At 70.4% G+C, this 16,653-nt stretch carries 12 protein-coding genes; 5 read left to right on the top strand and 7 right to left on the bottom strand.

Annotated features, from left to right (window positions below; all coding sequences use genetic code 11):
• Window positions 1–2 precede the first annotated feature (2 nt).
• The 3 genes from ACIQUC_RS08115 to ACIQUC_RS08105 are packed head-to-tail and all read left to right on the top strand — an operon-like array spanning window position 3 to window position 4,022.
• Entirely contained in the window at window positions 3–1,178 is a 1,176-nt protein-coding gene (locus ACIQUC_RS08115) for a glycosyltransferase (protein ID WP_402265326.1), read from the top strand.
• 53 nt (window positions 1,179–1,231) lie between these two features.
• A complete protein-coding gene (locus tag ACIQUC_RS08110; protein WP_402265323.1) occupies window positions 1,232–2,623 on the top strand; it encodes a lipopolysaccharide biosynthesis protein in 1,392 nt (463 codons plus the stop codon).
• 37 nt (window positions 2,624–2,660) lie between these two features.
• Complete coding sequence (locus ACIQUC_RS08105) at window positions 2,661–4,022, top strand: right-handed parallel beta-helix repeat-containing protein (protein WP_402265321.1); 1,362 nt, start codon at window positions 2,661–2,663, stop codon at window positions 4,020–4,022.
• 354 nt (window positions 4,023–4,376) lie between these two features.
• On the opposite strand, the gene ACIQUC_RS08100 is transcribed toward ACIQUC_RS08105, so the two are convergent.
• The 7 genes from ACIQUC_RS08100 to ACIQUC_RS08070 form a co-directional block, all read right to left on the bottom strand.
• Complete coding sequence (locus ACIQUC_RS08100) at window positions 4,377–5,996, bottom strand: O-antigen polymerase (protein WP_402265318.1); 1,620 nt, start codon at window positions 5,994–5,996, stop codon at window positions 4,377–4,379.
• A 3-nt stretch (window positions 5,997–5,999) separates the two neighbouring features.
• On the bottom strand, window positions 6,000–7,118 hold the full coding sequence (locus ACIQUC_RS08095) for a glycosyltransferase (RefSeq protein ID WP_402265316.1): 1,119 nt from the start codon (window positions 7,116–7,118) through the stop codon (window positions 6,000–6,002).
• Between the two features lie 39 nt (window positions 7,119–7,157).
• Window positions 7,158–8,420, bottom strand: a complete 1,263-nt coding sequence (locus tag ACIQUC_RS08090; protein ID WP_402265313.1) for a glycosyltransferase family 4 protein — start codon at window positions 8,418–8,420, stop codon at window positions 7,158–7,160.
• Window positions 8,417–9,058: a sugar transferase gene (locus ACIQUC_RS08085; RefSeq protein ID WP_402265310.1), complete on the bottom strand. Its 642-nt coding sequence runs from the start codon at window positions 9,056–9,058 to the stop codon at window positions 8,417–8,419. The genes ACIQUC_RS08090 and ACIQUC_RS08085 overlap by 4 nt, the downstream gene beginning before the upstream one ends.
• Window positions 9,059–9,100: 42 nt before the next feature.
• Window positions 9,101–10,468, bottom strand: a complete 1,368-nt coding sequence (locus ACIQUC_RS08080; RefSeq protein WP_402265308.1) for a polysaccharide biosynthesis tyrosine autokinase — start codon at window positions 10,466–10,468, stop codon at window positions 9,101–9,103.
• Between the two features lie 109 nt (window positions 10,469–10,577).
• A complete protein-coding gene (locus ACIQUC_RS08075) occupies window positions 10,578–11,012 on the bottom strand; it encodes a DUF3060 domain-containing protein (protein ID WP_402265306.1) in 435 nt (144 codons plus the stop codon).
• An 88-nt stretch (window positions 11,013–11,100) separates the two neighbouring features.
• Window positions 11,101–13,833 carry an Ig-like domain-containing protein gene (locus ACIQUC_RS08070; RefSeq protein WP_402265303.1) on the bottom strand — a complete coding sequence of 911 codons (2,733 nt, stop codon included), beginning with the start codon at window positions 13,831–13,833 and terminating at the stop codon, window positions 11,101–11,103.
• A 284-nt stretch (window positions 13,834–14,117) separates the two neighbouring features.
• Between ACIQUC_RS08070 and dnaK the strand changes: the two genes are divergently transcribed.
• On the top strand, window positions 14,118–15,983 hold the full coding sequence (gene dnaK / locus ACIQUC_RS08065; RefSeq protein ID WP_022906161.1) for a molecular chaperone DnaK: 1,866 nt from the start codon (window positions 14,118–14,120) through the stop codon (window positions 15,981–15,983).
• Window positions 15,984–16,643, top strand: a complete 660-nt coding sequence (locus ACIQUC_RS08060) for a nucleotide exchange factor GrpE (RefSeq protein WP_022906160.1) — start codon at window positions 15,984–15,986, stop codon at window positions 16,641–16,643.
• Window positions 16,644–16,653 lie beyond the last annotated feature (10 nt).

Here is a 16,653-nt window from a genome sequence, read left to right as displayed (position 1 = left end):
TCATGGACTCCAGGCCCCGTCCGTTCGACATCGTGCACGTGTCGAGCGCCCATCCGTGGACGGACAACCGTGTGCACCTCCGATCCGCAGCCACCGCGGCCGCGACCGGGTACCGGACCGCTCTGGTCGCCGTCTCGACCGACGGCCGCGCCGATCGTGACTGGGACGACCCCGATCCGACGACGGGCGTCTACGTCCGACGGCTCCGACGGCGACGACGCGCCGCCCGAGTGACGCTCTCGACCGCCCAGGCCGTCCGAGCGGCGTGGTCGTCCCGTGCCCGGGTCGTGCACCTGCACGACCCGGAACTCCTCTGGTCGGTACCGCTCCTGCGTGCGGCCGGTCGCGCGGTCGTCTACGACGCGCACGAAGACCTCCCCGCCCAGGTCGCCGGCAAGGAGTACCTCGGCCGGGCTGGTCGACGGCTCGCCGTGCCGATCGCGCACGCTGCGATCGCCGTGGCACGCCGAGCCTCGTTCGTGGTCGCGGCGACCCCGACGATCGCGGAACGGTTCGATCCGAGGTCGACCGAGGTGGTCCGGAACTTCCCCCGGCTCCGAGCGGTCGACCACGGGCTCCCGCCGTCCCAGCGCCGACGACGCATCGCCTACCTCGGTGCGTTGAACCGTGACCGCGGGCTGTCGGTCGTGACGGCGCTCGCCGACTCCCTGCACCGGGCACCCGGGTGGTCGCTCGTCGTCGCCGGGCAGATCGATGCGGCCGTCGATCGCCGCGCCTTCGACGCACAGATCGCGACCGGGCGGATCGCCTACGCCGGCGTCCTCGCTCCCGATGCGGCACGCGACGTGTTGCTCGATGCGCGCATCGGGATCGTCCCCCTCCTACCGACGCCGGCGTTCCGGACCTCGATCCCGACGAAGCTCCTCGAGTACCTCGCGGCCGGTCTGGCCGTGATCGCGACCGACGTCCCCGCCTGGCGTGCGCTCGTCGACGGCTTCGACTGTGTGACGTGGGTCCCACCGGATGACCCGGAGGCGATCCTCCGCGCCGTTCAGGCGTACGACGACGACCCGGCGCTGCTCGACCGACACGGTCGTGCGGCGGCCGAGGCCGCTCGCACCCGGCTGCACTGGGGACGCGAGTCGGGGCGGCTCACAGGGGTCTACCGCCGCCTGGGCCTCCCGGACCCGATCGGAGGCCTTTGCCATGGCATGTGATATTCTGTATCTCGACGGCCACGCAACGATGGTCGAGGACGGAAGGTCGACCCATGCGCCGGATCAGGACGCGCCGAGTCAGGGCACGGAGACTGCCCGCCGTCGCGGTGATCCTGTCGGGCACGCTGATCGGGCAGGGGACCGTCATCGCCGTGTCGCCACTGCTGACGCGCGCGTACGGGCCGTCGGACTTCGGCGCGCTCGCGGTGATCACGGCCCTGTGCTCGATCCTCGGCGCGTTCGCCACCACGGGGACGGACCGCGCGCTGATGGTCGCCCCGACGGATCGCGCGGTGCGGCACCTCGTGCTCTTCGGACTGACGACCTCGGCCGTCGTCGCGGGAGCCGTCGGGACGGCGGCCTGGTCCTTACGGGACGCCCTCGCCGCGGGCTTCGACGCCCCGTCGCTCGCGGAGCTCTGGTGGCTCTTCCCCCTGACGACCGTCGCGATCAGTGCCTTCCGGATCGTGAGTGCGACCGTCGCGCGACGGCAGCGCTACACCGACCTGGCCACCCGGAACGCGGTGCAGGGGCTGGCACAGACCGCGTGGAACCTGCTCGCCGCACCACTCGGACCCGTCGGCCTGCTCGCTGGCCTGTCGGTGGGCCGACTGGCGGGGGTGCTCGGCTCCCTACCCGGATCCCGTCGCCGCATGCTCGAGGCGTCGGCGTCGGCGTCGGCGTCGGCGTCGGCGTCGGCGTCGGCGTCGGCGTCGGCGTCGGCACCCGCTTCGGTGTCCGTGTCGCGATCGGACCGCATGGCGGCGACGCTCGGCGCACACCGGCGGTTCCTGCTCGTGACGCCCTGGTCCGCGCTCCTCAACGTCCTCGGGCAGCAGGGACCCAGTGTCCTCATCGCCCTCGCCCTGGGCAGCACGTCGGCCGGGTACGTCGCCCTCACGATGCGTGTGCTTGGTACACCCGTAGGCATGCTCGCGGACGCGGTCGCGCAGTGGTCCGGCGGCGTGTTCGGGCGCTCGGTCCGCTCCGGCACACCGGTGGACCGGCTGCTCAGACGGATCGTGCTGCGGCTGGCGGTCGCGGGTGCCGCCGGGACACTCCTCGTCCTCGTCTTCGCACCGACGGCGTTCTCCGTCGTCTTCGGCTCGCAGTGGACGCTGTCGGGCACCTACGCCCAGGTCCTCGTGCCGGCGTTCGCCGTGCAGGTCGTCGCGTCGCCGGTGACCCAGCTGCTCTCCCTGCTCGGCCGACAGCTGACGCAACTGTGGTGGGACGGCGGTCGACTGGTCCTGACGTCCGGCTCGGTCCTCGTGACGACCGCCGCAGGCGCGAGCCCCGGGGTGACGGTCGCCGCGCTGTCGGCTTCGATGGTCGTCGCCTACGTCCTCGTCCTCGTCCTGGTGCGGCGCGCCGTCCGGGCGCATCGGATCGTCGCGACTTCGACCGTCCTGACTCCTCCGGAGCCCGCACTCCCCGTTCACTGACCCGGGTCGGCCGGACGCACCACGGGAGCCTCCCGTGGTGACGCGGCGGCAGACCCTGCGAGCGATCGCGGTCAGCGCGACGGCGTCGGCGCTCGGCGCGGCTCCGACGCTCGCGCGGGTGGCGACGACTCCTGCGCCCGCTCCGGCGGCAGCGGTCCCCGTGGACGACGTCGACGCGGCGTCGCTGCACGAACTCGTCGAAGCGGCGGCCCCGTGGTCCACGGTCACCATCACCCGGGACTGGGTCGTCACCGAGTCGCTGGTCCTCACGTCGCCGATCACCCTGCGGTTCGCGGGCGGGTCGATCTCGACCGACGCGCACATCGCGGTCATCACGGTGCGCTCCTCCGACGTGCGTATCGACGAGCCCGTCCTCCGCGGTCGCGACGGGACGGTCTCCGGGCTCGGTCGCGGTGTGCACGCAGCCGGCACACCGGACGCTCCGCTGCGGAACATCGAGATCCGCGGCGGCTCGATCAGCGGCCAGTCGCACGACGGCGTGCTGCTCGAGCACGTCGGATGGTTCGCCGTGAGCGGCGTCACGATCAGCGGCGTCGGATACGCGGGGATCCTCATGTTCTCGTGCACGGACGGCGCCGTCAGCGGCAACCGGATCGACGAGGTGCACCAGCCGAGCCCGTACGTGAACTCGTACGGCATCGAGGCGGTCCGCGCGACGACCGCGGGGACCGATCGGTTTCCCCGCAGCGCGCGCATCACCATCAGCGACAACCTGGTGCGGGGCGTGCGGTCCTGGGAAGGGATCGACACGCACGGCGGTGAGGAGATCGTCATCCTCCGCAACCGGGTCGAGGACTGCCGTGTCGGCATCGCCCTCGTCCCGTCGAAGGACGAAGCGGATGCGTCGAAGACCAAGTACGCGCCGCTCGCGTGCGCGGTCATCGGCAACAGCGTCACCCGGTCCACGCGGGGAGCGGGGTCCGGGATCGTGGTGCGTGGAGCGGGGGAGACCGTCGACTCGCCGGCCGAGCGTGCCACCGGCGTCCTGCTGCGGAACGCGGTGTCCGGGTACGGCGACGCCGATCGGGACGCGCCGATCCTCGTGTACCTGACGAGGGACCTCATCGTGGCCGACAACGAGCTGCAGGGGTTCGGTCGGGCCATCTCGCTCTACCACTCCAACGCGGACGTGGCGATCCAACGCAACTCCGTGCTCGGGCTGGAACGGCTCGGGGCGGCGCGGAGCGTCGGGATCGCGGTCGTCGCCACCGCCAACTCCGGGATCGTGGCGGCCAACCAGGTGTCGGTGGGTGACGTGGGGCTGCAGTGCCGACTGGCGCCGAACGCGCTCCTCAGCGTCGCCAACACCTGGGGCGGAGCGGGCATGGATCCCGTGGTGGCCGCCGGCGACTCGGTGTTGCGGTTCCTCGACGGGTGATGCGGTGTTCTGCCGACGGAGCTGACGGGCCGACGGGCCGAGCCCCAACCAGGCCCAGCCCGGTTCATCGGGCCGAACCGCGACCAGGCCCGACCCGGCCGACCGGGCCGAACCCGACCAGCCCCGACCAGCCCCGACCACGCCGACCGGGCCGACCGGGCCGACCGGGCCGACCAGGCCGACCAGGCCGACCCGGCCTGGTCGGCTGGGTCCGGGCTCGGCCGGTTCGCGTCCATCGTTCTCTCGGCCCTCTGGCCGACCAGGGATGCGACACCCGACGGAAGGCCCGGAGCGCGCGACGGGTGGCCGGGCAGAGCGCGCGGCGAGTTCGTGATCGACCCTGACCCGGCCGACCTACCTGGCGACGCGGAGGCCGCTGCCGACCGGATGCGCACTGTGGCGACCAGTGGACCGTGCGCGGGAGTGTCGCGCGGTCCGCCCCGCGAGACGGTACGCCGCTCCAACCGAGCCGGCACCAGCCCGGGCGGCGTCGAACCGGTGGGCGGCGCGCAGGACCCGGTCCGCCCCGACGGCGACACGTCGCGCCCGCGAGGCCGCGGAGACCGGCGCTCCGGACCGCTCCGTTCGCGTCGTGCTCCCCGGGGCTTCGGGCTCCCATCCCGTCCGCGGGCAGATCGCGAGGATGATCGTGCCGAACAGCAACCCGTGCGACAACATCGCGGTGAAGACGGACGTGTTGGAGAGCATGATGCTCGGCATCACGAGCGCCATGGCAGCCACGCGCATCGGAAGTCCGTGAGCTGCCCGGTCGACGACGCGCAGCCACACCCAGAGGGCGAACGCCGCGATCCCGATGCCGAGCCAGCCGAAGTTCGCGAAGCCGTCGGCGAAGAGGTTCGCGTTCGCGTACCCGGTCGATCCGGGGACGAGGTAGTCGGCGATGCGCTTCGGCGGCGCGAGGTCGTACGGGTAGTCGAACCAGGTGTCGAGGAACGAGTAGGCGTACATCGCCACCGGGTTCTGACTGAAGTAGTCGACGTACACCGACGAGAGCAGTCCCGGGGCGAGCATGAACCGCCGGGTGAAAACCGACGTCCAGGTGATGCCACCCTGTGCCTCGTCGGCCAGGGCCGAGACGACCATGATCGCGAGCGGGGCGACGAGGAACGGTGCGGACCCCTTGGTCGACCGTCCGCGGAACAGCAGGGCCATGCCGAGCACCGCGACGAAGGAGAACAGCACGGCCTTGAAGCCCGTGCTCGAGTACAGCAGGAACTGTCCGACCAGCGCCAGGACGATCAGGGACGGACGTCGACGGAAGATGCCACGGGCGAGCAGCAGCGGGTTCACCACGTAGGCCTGACCGGTCAGCAGGTACCCGAGCGTGCCGCCGGAGCCGACGTCGGCCGTGTAGTCGGCGCGGACGTCGTAGATGTCGTCGAGGGCGAGGAACCGGACGTGGATCCCGACGGTCGCCGCCATGATCCCGTAGGTCAACAGCGAGTAGACGGCGCACACCGTCCACGTCAGCGTGCTGCGCCGGATCGAGAGCGAACCGAGCCGGAGGACGTCCGACGGTGTCGACTGCCCGACGGTGGCGGAGCGCGGGATGCCCGCCGCGACGAGGATGAACGCGGTGCCCACGGCGGCTGAGAGCAGCAGTGCCGTCCCTGCGGAGAGGTAGCCGGCGGAGACGCCCATGAGCATCGTCGGGGCGACGCACACGACGAAGAGGGCCCACAGCACGACGTGCGAGGGACGGGTGATCCGCACCGGCAGCGCCAGCGCGACCGCGCTCGTCAGCAGGACCGCCGCCAGCATGACCATCGGCGACGCCCCGACGTAGGTGTAGCCGAGGTAGCTGAACAACGGCGCCACCAGGACCGCGGAGATCCAGTTCATGGTCGCTGCGAGCGCGGCGACCGCACCCACGACGAAGACCACGCGTCGGAGCACCACGATCGTCCCGGGGGCGGTGCGACGGGACCGCTTCGATGCCTGCACGGGGTCCACGGGTCAGGCCTTGCCGGTCGTCGCGAGCAGCTCGTCGTACACCGCGGTCAGCCGGTCGGCCTCCCGTGCCCACGAGAACCGCGCCGCCGCGGCCTTGGCCTCGGCGCCGTGCGCGGCGAGGAGCTCCGGGTCCTCGGCGTACCGACGGACGGCGGCGGCGATCGCGCCGGGGTCGTCGGCCGGCACGAACGTCACGCACCCGACGCCGTCGAGCAGCCGGCGCCAGAGCGGCACGTCGGTGGCGATCACGGCGAGGCCGGCGGCGAGGTACTCGAAGAGCTTGGTGGGGAAGATCTGGTCGGTCACGGGGGTCCGTCGGAACGGCACGACCCCGATCCGCGCGTCGAGGAGCAGGTCCCGCGCCTCCATCGGTCCGACCACGCCGCGGTGTCGCACGCGCCCGGTCGCCTCGGCGCCGCGGAGCACGGAGGTGTCGGTCGCGGCGTCGATCGAACCGACCATCTCGACGCGCCAGTCCGCGGGGAACGCATCGAGCACCGCAGCCGCGCTGATCACGTCGATGCCCCGGTCACGGCTCAGCACGCCGACGTGCGCCACGATCGGTGCGCGGTCGGCGAGGGGGCGCTGCGCCGAGTCCTCGGCGCGCTCGAGCGGGAAGTTGTGGATCGCGACGGTGCGGTCCGCCGGGAACCGACGTCCGGTCCACTCGGTCGCGGCGACGACGCGGTTCGCGGTCCCGGCGACCCGGAGGAGCACGTGTGAGAGCGCCGCGAACACGGCACGCTGTCGGTGCGACAGGTAGTCCTTGCCCCAGACCTGGTCGGGGAGGTCCTCGTGCGCGTCGTAGACGACGGTACGACCGGCGAGGCGGAGCACCGGGATCGTCCAGATGAGCTCGGGGTCGTGCAGGTGCACCACTCGCGCTCCGGAGCGCAGCGCGAGTCGCAGCGCCTGCACGGTCGACAGGACCATGCGTCGGACCCGACGTCGGCGGGGGATGCACACGACGTCGACCCCGGTCCGCGGCGCACGCAGGTCGCTCTCGACGGCGATCAGTTGCACGCGTCGTCCGGCGGCGACACCCGCAGCGGCCTCGCGCAGGTGGACGCGGTTGTCGACCCACGGGTGGGCGGAGGAGACGTGGACGATGTCGTAGCGCATGGGCGGATCCGTTCGGGTCTGCGGCGAGGAGCTGCTGGGTCAGGGGCGGTCGGTGACGGAGTCGAGTGCTCCGGCGTACGTGCGGGCGAGGCGTGCGTAGTCGTGCTCGCGGAGCACGTGGTCGCGGCCCCGAGCGCCCATCGCGTCACGTTCCGCGGCGGGCATGGCGGCGAGCGCGAGCATGCCGTCGGCCATCGCGTCGACGTCGTCGGCGGCGACGTGCACGCCGCACCCGGACGCCTCGACCGACTCGAGCGGGACCGGGGCACCGACCAGCAGCGGCCGGCCGAGCAGCATGTACTCGTACTGCTTGTTCATCGAGACGCCGTGGCGGTAGAGCGGCAGGTCGTGCATGTTGACGACGAGGCAGTCGGCCTGCCGGCCGATCCGGCGGGCGTCGCCCTGGGAGACGCGGCCGTCCCACGAGATCGAGGCGGCGGACGGGAGGCGCGACGCGCGTTCCCGGAGCGCCGTCACGTCGGCGCCGTCTCCGACCAGGCGGAGGGCGAGCGGCCCGGTCCCGCGTGCCGCGGCGGTCGTCGCGGCACGGTCGAACGCGTCGATGACGGTCTCGAGCGCGTTCGCCGGACCCATCGAGCCGATGTACGTGACCGTGAACGGGCCGTCGGTGCCGCGCGGTGCCACCGCATCGGACTGCTCGCCCGGGAGCTCCTCGACCGCGACGCCGTTCGGCACCCAGGTGAAGTCACCGGTGTACCCGCGGTCGGCGTAGTAGCGCCCGACCCCGCCGAGCGGCGAGACGATGTGGTCGCTCCGTCGGACGATGCTCCGCTCGAGCAGGCGGAGCGCACGGATCACCGGGTGCCGCTCGGTCATGCCGGCGAGGCCCAGCGCGGACTCGGGCCACAGGTCGCGGGGTTCGAAGACGAACGGCACCCCGTGCCGCTTCGCCAGGCGGGCGGCCGCCCAGGCGGCGAGCGGGTGGAACGACCCGCCGACGATCACGTCCGGCCGGGGGAGTCCGGCGAGCGTCCCGGGGGCGAGCAGCAGGAGCGTGAACAGGAGGATGTCCGCGGCGCGACGGATCGTCCGCCGGATGCCCGCGCCGCGGTAGTCGATGCCGCGGAGCCAGAGGAACTCGTGCCCGGCGCCGGACCAGCGCTGCCGGAGACGGGAGCCGCGGAGGTGCGAGCGGCCGGTGGGGTGGTCGGTCCCGGCGGCGATGACGACGCTGTGCCAGCCCAGCCCGGCGAGGTGCTCGGCGAGGGACTGGTGGCGGGTCGCACGGCCGTCCCGCAGGTGGTGGTGGGCGTAGTGGTTGACGATCCAGACCGTCCTCATGCCGTCGACCCCGTCATCCGGTCCGTGCCGGTGAAGACGTCGGAGCTGGCGTGGCCGGGGGCGGTGATGCCCTCGCGGCGCAGGACGACGACCACGGTGCGCAGGAGGATCCGGAGGTCCAGGCCGAGGCTGATCGAGTCGACGTACTCGACGTCCGACCGGAGCCGCTCGGGCCACGGCAGCTCGTTCCGTCCGCGGACCTGTGCCAGCCCGGTGAGGCCGGGGAGGACGTCGTGCCGACGCGCCTCCTCGTCGGTGTAGAGGTCGAGGTAGCGGCAGAGGCTCGGCCGGGGGCCGACGAACGACATGTCGCCGCGCAGGATGTTCCAGAGGCTCGGCAGCTCGTCGAGGCTCGTCGAACGGAGGAGCCGGCCGAACCGGGTGAGCCGCTGGTCGTCGGTCGTGATGCCCTTGGCCTCGTCGACCTCGAGCATGCTCCGGAACTTCAGGATCGTGAAGGTGTAGCCGTGCAGGCCCGGTCGCTCCTGCCGGAAGATCACGGGTCGGCCGAGCCGGATCGCGACGAGTGCCGCGACGACCAGCATGACCGGTCCGGCGATGACGAGTCCGAGGACGGCGCCGCAGACATCGAGGATCCGCTTCGTGCGCATCACGCGCGTACGACGGTCGTGGTTCATGGTCGTGGCTCCTGTCGGGTTGTCGGGTTGTCGGGTGGCGTGTCAGGCGGACGGGGTGGTGACGGTTGCGTACTCCGAGCGGTAGTAGCCGCCCTGACGTCGCGCGTGCTTGGTCTTGGTGAGGACGACGCCGCTGGCCTGTCGTCCGACTCGTTCGAGCGCCTCGGTCGCGAGTCGCACCTCGGTGCGCTTCGTCTGACCGGCTGCGCTGACGAGGAGGGTCGTCGACACGAGCGCGCTGAGGATCGAGGCGTCCGTGACGGCGAGGACCGGCGGGGTGTCCAGGAGAACCACGTCGAACCGGTCGGTGAGGACGTCGAGGACGCGTTCCATCGCCTCGGACCCGAGGAGCTCGCTGGGGTTCGGCGGGATGGTGCCGGCCGGCAGCACGTGCAGTCCGTCCTCGCCCCACTCCTGCAGGACGTCCTCGAGCTCGGCGCGACCGACGAGCAGGTCGGAGAGGCCGGCAGCACCCTCGACGCCCATGACGTTGGCGAGGTTCGGACGTCGCAGGTCCGCGTCGACGACGGCCACGCGGAGGCCGCCCTGGCTCATCGCGACCGCGAGGTTCGCCGTGGTCGTGGTCTTGCCCTCGGAGGGGCGGGCGCTCGTGACGACGAGCGTCCGAGGTCCGTCGGACCGCAGGAACTGGACGTTCGTGCGGAGTGCCCGGAAGGCCTCGCTGCGAGCGCTCCCGGCGTTGTCGCGGACGATGAGCGGATGCGCGGCGGCGTCGCTGTCGAAGGCGATGTCTCCGAGGAGCGGCAGGCCGACCTCCTCGAGGTCGTCGGCGGTCCGGACCCGGGTGTCGAGCCCGCTCCGCAGGAGGGCGAGCGCTGCACCGACGGCGAGACCGGCTGCGAAGCCGAGCACGATGTTCGCCGCGGTCTTCGGCCCCACCGGGGAGCTCGGCGTGGTCGCCGGGGTGATCTCCTCGAGTCGCACCGACGGGGTCTTCGCGGAGATCTCGGGTTCGATCTGGCTGACGACCGACGCAAGGGTCGAGCCGATCGCCTCGGTGGTGCGGGCGGCGTCTTCGGCGTCCGTGTCCGTGACGGCGATCGAGATGATCACCGTGCCGGTCCCGACGCTCGCCGTGACCCGCTGCCCGAGTTCGGCAGGGGTGGTCTTCAGGTGGAGCTCGTCGATGACCTGCGTGAGCACCCGAGGGGACGAGGCGAGCTGCACGTAGGACTTGATCTTCTGCTGGGCCGCCGTCGAACCCTGTGCGATCTCGCCGGCGGTCGACGCGTCCTGGCCGGCGACCGACACGTAGTACGAGGTCGACGCGCGGTAGGTCGGAGTCGTGGTGGCGCTGCTCAGGGCCGCGACTGCGACGCCGAGGACGGCGCACGTGGCGAGGATCCACCAGCTGCGGAGCAGGGCTCGGGCGATCATCAAGGCGTTCATGGCGGTCCTTCGTTCGGGCTGACGTACTCAGTGTAATACATCACATGAGCAATGACAATGACGAAGGGCCCCGCACGTGCGAGGCCCTTCGATGCCGGTGATCGGTGGATCAGCCGGCCGGCTTGATGGCGTTCCCCTTGCCCTGGTCGTCGACCTTCGGCGCGGTGCCGTGGTACGTGATGGTGTTCTCGTTGCCGAGGACGGTCAGGGACTTGACGCCGGTCACGTCGACCGTGTTCTTCTGCCCCTCGACGGTCAGGGTCGGCACCGTCCCGAGCGTGATGGTGCGCCCCGACGAGATGATGCTGGCGCCGGCGCAGTCGCCGAACGTGGCGGGCTTGGCGTCCTTGCTGTCGTCGAAGATCTGCAGGGATCCGTCGATGCAGTCGTTGTACTGCGTCTCGGCGACCTTCGTGGATGCCGAGGCGGTAGCGGTGGGCTTCTGGTCCCCGCCGGACGAGTTCGCGGTGCAGGCGCTGAGGCCGACGGCGGCGACGAGCGCGAGGGAGGTGGCGGCGAGCGTGCGGATTGCGGTCGAGTTCATGATCTGGTCCTTCGGGTGGTGCTGCGGGCGTGCGCGACGGCGCCGCGGGACGGGGGTCCCGCGGCGCCGTCGCCGTGGTGGGGTTCGGTCAGCGGGTGCTGGCCGTGATGGTGAACGGAGCCGAGACGCTCTGCTTGCCGTCCTTGGTGAGGACGATCTTGAAGGCGTACGAGGTGGCGCCGGCGCCGACCGTGCGGTCGAAGGCGAAGCGACCCTGCGCCGACACGGTGCCGCTCGCGAGCGGGGCGTCGCCGACGTTGCCCACGGTGAAGACCTGGAAGGTCGCGTCCGGGGTCGCAGTGCCGGTGAAGGTGTTCACGCGACCCGGGGTCACCGTCGTGTTGTCGATGGTGACGTCCGCGGTGCGGGCCTGCAGGGTCACGGTGTCGCCGATCATCGTCTTGCCCAGGTGCGTCTGCTCGATGCGGAAGTCGAGCTTGGTGCTCGTCGCACCGACGATCCGCTTGAACGAGTACTTGCCGTCCGCGCCGACCACGAGGTCGGTGACGCCCGAGAGCTCGTTGTTCGAGGTGTTCAGGACGCGGATCGTCGCGCCGGGGGTGACGGTTCCGGTGAACGTGTTCCAGATGCCGGCGTTCACGTACTCGTTGTCGACGGTCGGGGCCTGGAAGGTGGCGGCGTCGATCGTGAACAGGTCACTCGTCGTGGTCTGGCCGTTGAGGGTCTGACGGATCTTGAACTTGAAGTTCGCAGCCCCCATCGAGACGACGCGCTTGAACTCCCACTTGCCGTCCTGGCCGACGCGGAACGTGCTCTCGATGCTCGGGTCGAGCACCGTGTCGGACATGTTCAGCACCGTGTAGCTCGCGCCGGGCTCACCGGTGCCCTCGAAGGTGTTCTGGCGACCGGGGAAGACCTCGGTCGTGTCGACCGTCACCGGGGTGAGCGAGGCGGCGTTCACGGTGTAGAGCGGCGAGGTGAACGTCGCCCCGTCCGCCGTCGTGACCTCGAGCTTGAACTTGAAGTTCGGAGCGCCCAGCGACACCACTCGATCGAAGGTCCAGTTGCCCTGACCGTCGATGTCGAAGGTGCCCGGGACGATCTGGGTGCCCGACATGTTCAGGACGCGGTAGGACGCACCGGCGGGACCGGTACCGGTGAACGTGTTGTTCACGCCCGGACGCACCGAGCGGGTCGTGTTCGTGACCGTGTACCCGGCGTTCGCGCGGATGCTGAACAGCTGCGACGTACGGGTCTCACCGTTCAGCGTCTGCTCGAGCTTGAAGTCGAACTTGGACGCGCCGGTCGAGACCGCACGACGGAACGTCCAGTTGCCGTCCGCGTCGATGGTGAAGGTGCCCGGGACGATCTGGCTGCCCGAGGCGTTCAGCACCCGGTAGGTCGCGTTCGGCGTCGCGGTGCCGGAGAACACGTTCTCGACACCCGGGGTCACGGTCGCCGGACGGCTGACGGTGACGGGAGCGAACGCGTCGACCGTGGCGTCGATCGTGAACGGACCGTCGGTGCGCGTGGCGTCACCGAGCGTCTGGCGGACGCGGAAGGAGAACTCGGTGCTGTTCGCGGCCGGGGTGTGCTGGAACGAGAACGAGCCGTTCTCGGCCACGCGCACGCCGCCGACGATGACGGACCCGTTGCCGTCGAGGATGTCGACGGTCGCGCCGGCGGTCGCCGTACCGGCGAACGTGGTGCGCTGACCCGGCGTGTACTCGTCGGTGGTGATCTCCGCCGCGGTGAGCGCGGACTGACCCGGGTTCACGGTCACGGTCGCCGTCGTGGTGTTGGCGCCCTTCGACATCTGCTTCGCCTCGAGCGTGTGTTCACCGGCGGTCAGCGTCGCGGTACCCGACCACGTGCCGTTGCTGCGGACCTTGGCCGAGATGACCGGGTTGCGGCCGGAGTTGTCGAAGACCTGCACGTCGGAGCCGGCCTCACCGGAACCGGTGATCGCGGTGGACCCGGCGGCGACCTCCTCCTGGTCCTCGGGGCCGGTGATCGCCACAGCCTTGCCGTAGTCGAGCTCGACGTCCTTCGAGCCGCCGTCCTTGCCGTCGATCGTCTGCGTGACGGTGAGGGCGAGGGCGCCGCCCTTGTTCGGGGCATCCACGTCGAACGAGTAGGTGCCGTCCTCGGCCGCGGTCGTCGTGCCGAGCGTCGTCGCGCCCTTCTTCAGGGTGACCGTCGCTGCCGGCTCGGCGGTGCCCGACACGGTCGCCTTCTTCGCGATGTCCGCGTCGAACGACCCGTTCGCCGTGATGCCCGCGTAGTCGGAACCGAGGTTCGATGGAATACCGATCCAGCGGCTGTCAGGTTCACCCGTCGATGTCAAGGTGTAAACACCACCCCCACCCTCCCAAGGTGCCAGCTGGGTCGACGTATAGATCCTGTGCCCGGCGAGCGTGCGGTAGATCGCTCCAGTTGCGTCCTGCCGAAGGAACGTTTCGGGATCGTCGCAGTCCCACACGACATACTGTGCGCCCGGCGCATCGCGAAGACATTCGCCGTCGGACATCTTCAGCTGAAACGCGCCGTCGCCCAAAGGATGAACGGCGTAGCTCGGAGCCGCGGCCTTTGCCGCAGCGAGAGTCCGGAATTGTGCGGACTCGGTCATGTAGTTGACATTGCTGCCTGGGCTGTCCTGTACGTCCTGGACGACGTACTTGGCGAACCGGTAGTCGTTCGCCGCTTTCTGCCAGACGAACTGCACGGTCTTCGCGGCGTCGACGGACACCGGCGCGGCGGACGCGGAAGCCGCACCGAACGACAGACCGGAGACGATCGTCGCGACGGCGAGCGCACCGGCGCCCAGGCCCTTCGCGAGACGCTTCTTCTTGGATGACATGGTTGGTGATCCCTTTCGAGGGGGTCGGGCCGCGTGCTCTCGCTCGGACGATCGGGCCGTCGGCGGCTCGCGGTGGATGTTCGCGGGAGACCCCGCTGCCGTACCAGAATATCAAACCGAACGCTGAAATACAACATCCGCGATCGCCAGCGACTTGAGCCGACTCATGGCAAGTTCCGGGGCTGTCGTCTTGACGTCCAGGTGCACCGGAGTAAGGTTGAGTCCATCGGACGCAAGTCCAACGACTTCAGCATCACGAGTACCAACAGAAGGAGCACCCACACATGGGACGTGCAGTAGGCATCGACCTCGGAACCACCAACTCGGTCGTCAGCGTGCTCGAGGGCGGTGAGCCCACGGTCATCGCGAATGCCGAAGGCATGCGCACCACGCCGTCGATCGTCGCCTTCACCAAGGACGGCGAGGTGCTCGTCGGCGAGACCGCGAAGCGCCAGGCCGTCACGAACGTCGACCGCACCATCGCCAGCGTCAAGCGCCACATCGGCACCGACTGGACGACGGACATCGACGGCAAGAAGTACACGCCGCAGGAGATCTCGGCCCGCATCCTCGGCAAGCTCAAGCGCGACGCCGAGCAGTACCTCGGTGAGGACGTGACCGACGCGGTCATCACCGTGCCGGCGTACTTCAACGACGCCGAGCGCCAGGCCACCAAGGACGCCGGTGAGATCGCCGGCCTGAACGTCCTCCGCATCATCAACGAGCCGACCGCCGCCGCGCTGGCGTACGGCCTCGACAAGGGCAAGGAAGACGAGCTCATCCTGGTCTTCGACCTCGGTGGCGGCACGTTCGACGTCTCCCTGCTCGAGGTGGGCAAGGACGACGACTTCTCCACGATCCAGGTCCGCGCGACCTCGGGTGACAACCGCCTCGGTGGTGACGACTGGGACCAGCGCATCGTCGACTACCTCGTCAAGAAGTTCAAGGACGAGCACGGCGTCGACCTGTCGACCGACAAGATCGCCAAGCAGCGCCTCAAGGAAGCCGCCGAGCAGGCGAAGAAGGAGCTCTCGTCGCAGATGTCGGCGAGCATCCAGCTCCCGTACCTGACGCTGACGGCCGACGGTCCGCTCAACCTCGACGAGACCATCTCGCGCGCCCAGTTCGAGCAGATGACCTCCGACCTGCTCGACCGCACGAAGAAGCCGTTCAACGACGTCATCAAGGAAGCCGGTGTCTCGGTCAACGACATCGCGCACGTGGTGCTCGTTGGTGGCTCGACCCGCATGCCCGCCGTGGCCGAGGTCGTCAAGTCGCTGACCGGCGGCAAGTCCCCGAACCAGGGCGTCAACCCGGACGAGGTCGTGGCCGTCGGTGCCGCGCTGCAGGCCGGTGTCCTGAAGGGCGAGCGCAAGGACGTCCTCCTCATCGACGTCACGCCGCTGTCGCTCGGCATCGAGACCAAGGGCGGCCTGATGACGAAGCTCATCGACCGCAACACCGCGATCCCGACCAAGCGGAGCGAGACCTTCACGACCGCGGACGACAACCAGCCGTCCGTCGCGATCCAGGTCTTCCAGGGCGAGCGCGAGTTCACCCGTGACAACAAGCCGCTCGGCACCTTCGAGCTGACCGGCATCGCCCCGGCCCCCCGCGGCGTCCCGCAGGTCGAGGTCACCTTCGACATCGACGCCAACGGCATCGTGCACGTGTCCGCGAAGGACAAGGGCACCGGCAAGGAGCAGTCGATGGTCATCTCCGGCGGCTCGTCGCTGCCGAAGGAGGACATCGAGCGCATGGTCCGCGAAGCCGAGGAGCACGCGGCCGAGGACAAGGCCCGCCGCGAGGCCAACGAGCGTCGCAACCAGGCCGAGCAGCTCGTCTACTCGATCGAGAAGCTCATCAAGGAGAACGACGAGAAGCTCCCCGCGGACGTGAAGTCCGAGGTCCAGGCCGACGTCGACGCCCTGAAGTCGGCACTCGCCGGCGAGGACGACGAGGCCGTCAAGACCGCCTTCGACAAGCTCAACGAGTCGCAGGGCAAGCTCGGCCAGGCGATCTACTCCCAGCAGGACGCAGCAGCCGGTGCCGCCGGTGGCGAGCAGCCCGCTGGCGAGCAGCCGGCCGACGACGAGGACATCGTCGACGCCGAGGTCGTGGACGACGAGGACGACAAGGACAAGAAGTAGATGACGGACCCCAAGGACAACGTGCCGAACGAGGACGAACCCCAGGTCGAGGGCGACGCCACCAACGCGGCCGAGCCCGAGGACCTCATCGAGGCGGAGGGGCCCGACGTCGAACTCCCGACGGACGGCCCCGCCGCCGGCGGCCCGGCCGCCGACGCCGAGAACGACCTCTCGCCGGAGGACGAAGCGCTCCTCGCCGACGCCGCGCGCGGCATCGCCGAGGACAAGCTCAGCCCCGAGGACCGCGACCTGGTGGCCGAGATGCGTGCGGACATGCTCCGTGCGCAGGCCGAGCTGGTGAACTTCCGGAAGCGCGTCGAGCGCGACCGCGAGGCCAACCGCGAGGTCGCCATCGCCGAGGTCGTCCGGGCACTGCTGCCGGCGCTCGACGACCTCACCCGCGCCGAGGCGCACGGTGACCTCGCCGAGGGCCCCATGCAGGTCATCGGACAGAAGATCCGCGGCGGCTTCGAGAAGTTCAAGCTCGTGCAGATCGGCGAGAAGGGCGAGTCCTTCGACCCGAACATCCACGAGGCGATCGTGCAGCTCCCGACACCCGGTGCCACCGGCCAGACCGTGGCGGACGTCGTCGAGCCGGGCTACAAGCTCGGCGAGCGGGTCCTCCGTGCGGCCAAGGTCGCGGTGGCGGTCCCGGCCTGAGCGCGGGGAG

Source organism: Curtobacterium sp. NPDC098951, assembly GCF_044759965.1.
Taxonomy (GTDB): domain Bacteria; phylum Actinomycetota; class Actinomycetes; order Actinomycetales; family Microbacteriaceae; genus Curtobacterium.
This window is presented reverse-complemented; position numbering and strand designations above follow the sequence as displayed.

What these genes read in the sequence shown, in the direction of transcription:
- ACIQUC_RS08110 (WP_402265323.1), top strand. Translation starts at nt 1,232, where the DNA reads ATGCGCCGGATCAGGACGCGCCGAGTCAGGGCACGGAGACTGCCCGCC.
- ACIQUC_RS08085 (WP_402265310.1), bottom strand. Translation starts at nt 9,058, where the DNA reads ATGAACCACGACCGTCGTACGCGCGTGATGCGCACGAAGCGGATCCTC.
- ACIQUC_RS08080 (WP_402265308.1), bottom strand. Translation starts at nt 10,468, where the DNA reads ATGAACGCCTTGATGATCGCCCGAGCCCTGCTCCGCAGCTGGTGGATC.
- ACIQUC_RS08075 (WP_402265306.1), bottom strand. Translation starts at nt 11,012, where the DNA reads ATGAACTCGACCGCAATCCGCACGCTCGCCGCCACCTCCCTCGCGCTC.
- ACIQUC_RS08060 (WP_022906160.1), top strand. Translation starts at nt 15,984, where the DNA reads ATGACGGACCCCAAGGACAACGTGCCGAACGAGGACGAACCCCAGGTC.
- ACIQUC_RS08070 (WP_402265303.1), bottom strand. Translation starts at nt 13,833, where the DNA reads ATGTCATCCAAGAAGAAGCGTCTCGCGAAGGGCCTGGGCGCCGGTGCG.
- dnaK (WP_022906161.1), top strand. Translation starts at nt 14,118, where the DNA reads ATGGGACGTGCAGTAGGCATCGACCTCGGAACCACCAACTCGGTCGTC.
- ACIQUC_RS08095 (WP_402265316.1), bottom strand. Translation starts at nt 7,118, where the DNA reads ATGCGCTACGACATCGTCCACGTCTCCTCCGCCCACCCGTGGGTCGAC.
- ACIQUC_RS08115 (WP_402265326.1), top strand. Translation starts at nt 3, where the DNA reads ATGGACTCCAGGCCCCGTCCGTTCGACATCGTGCACGTGTCGAGCGCC.
- ACIQUC_RS08090 (WP_402265313.1), bottom strand. Translation starts at nt 8,420, where the DNA reads ATGAGGACGGTCTGGATCGTCAACCACTACGCCCACCACCACCTGCGG.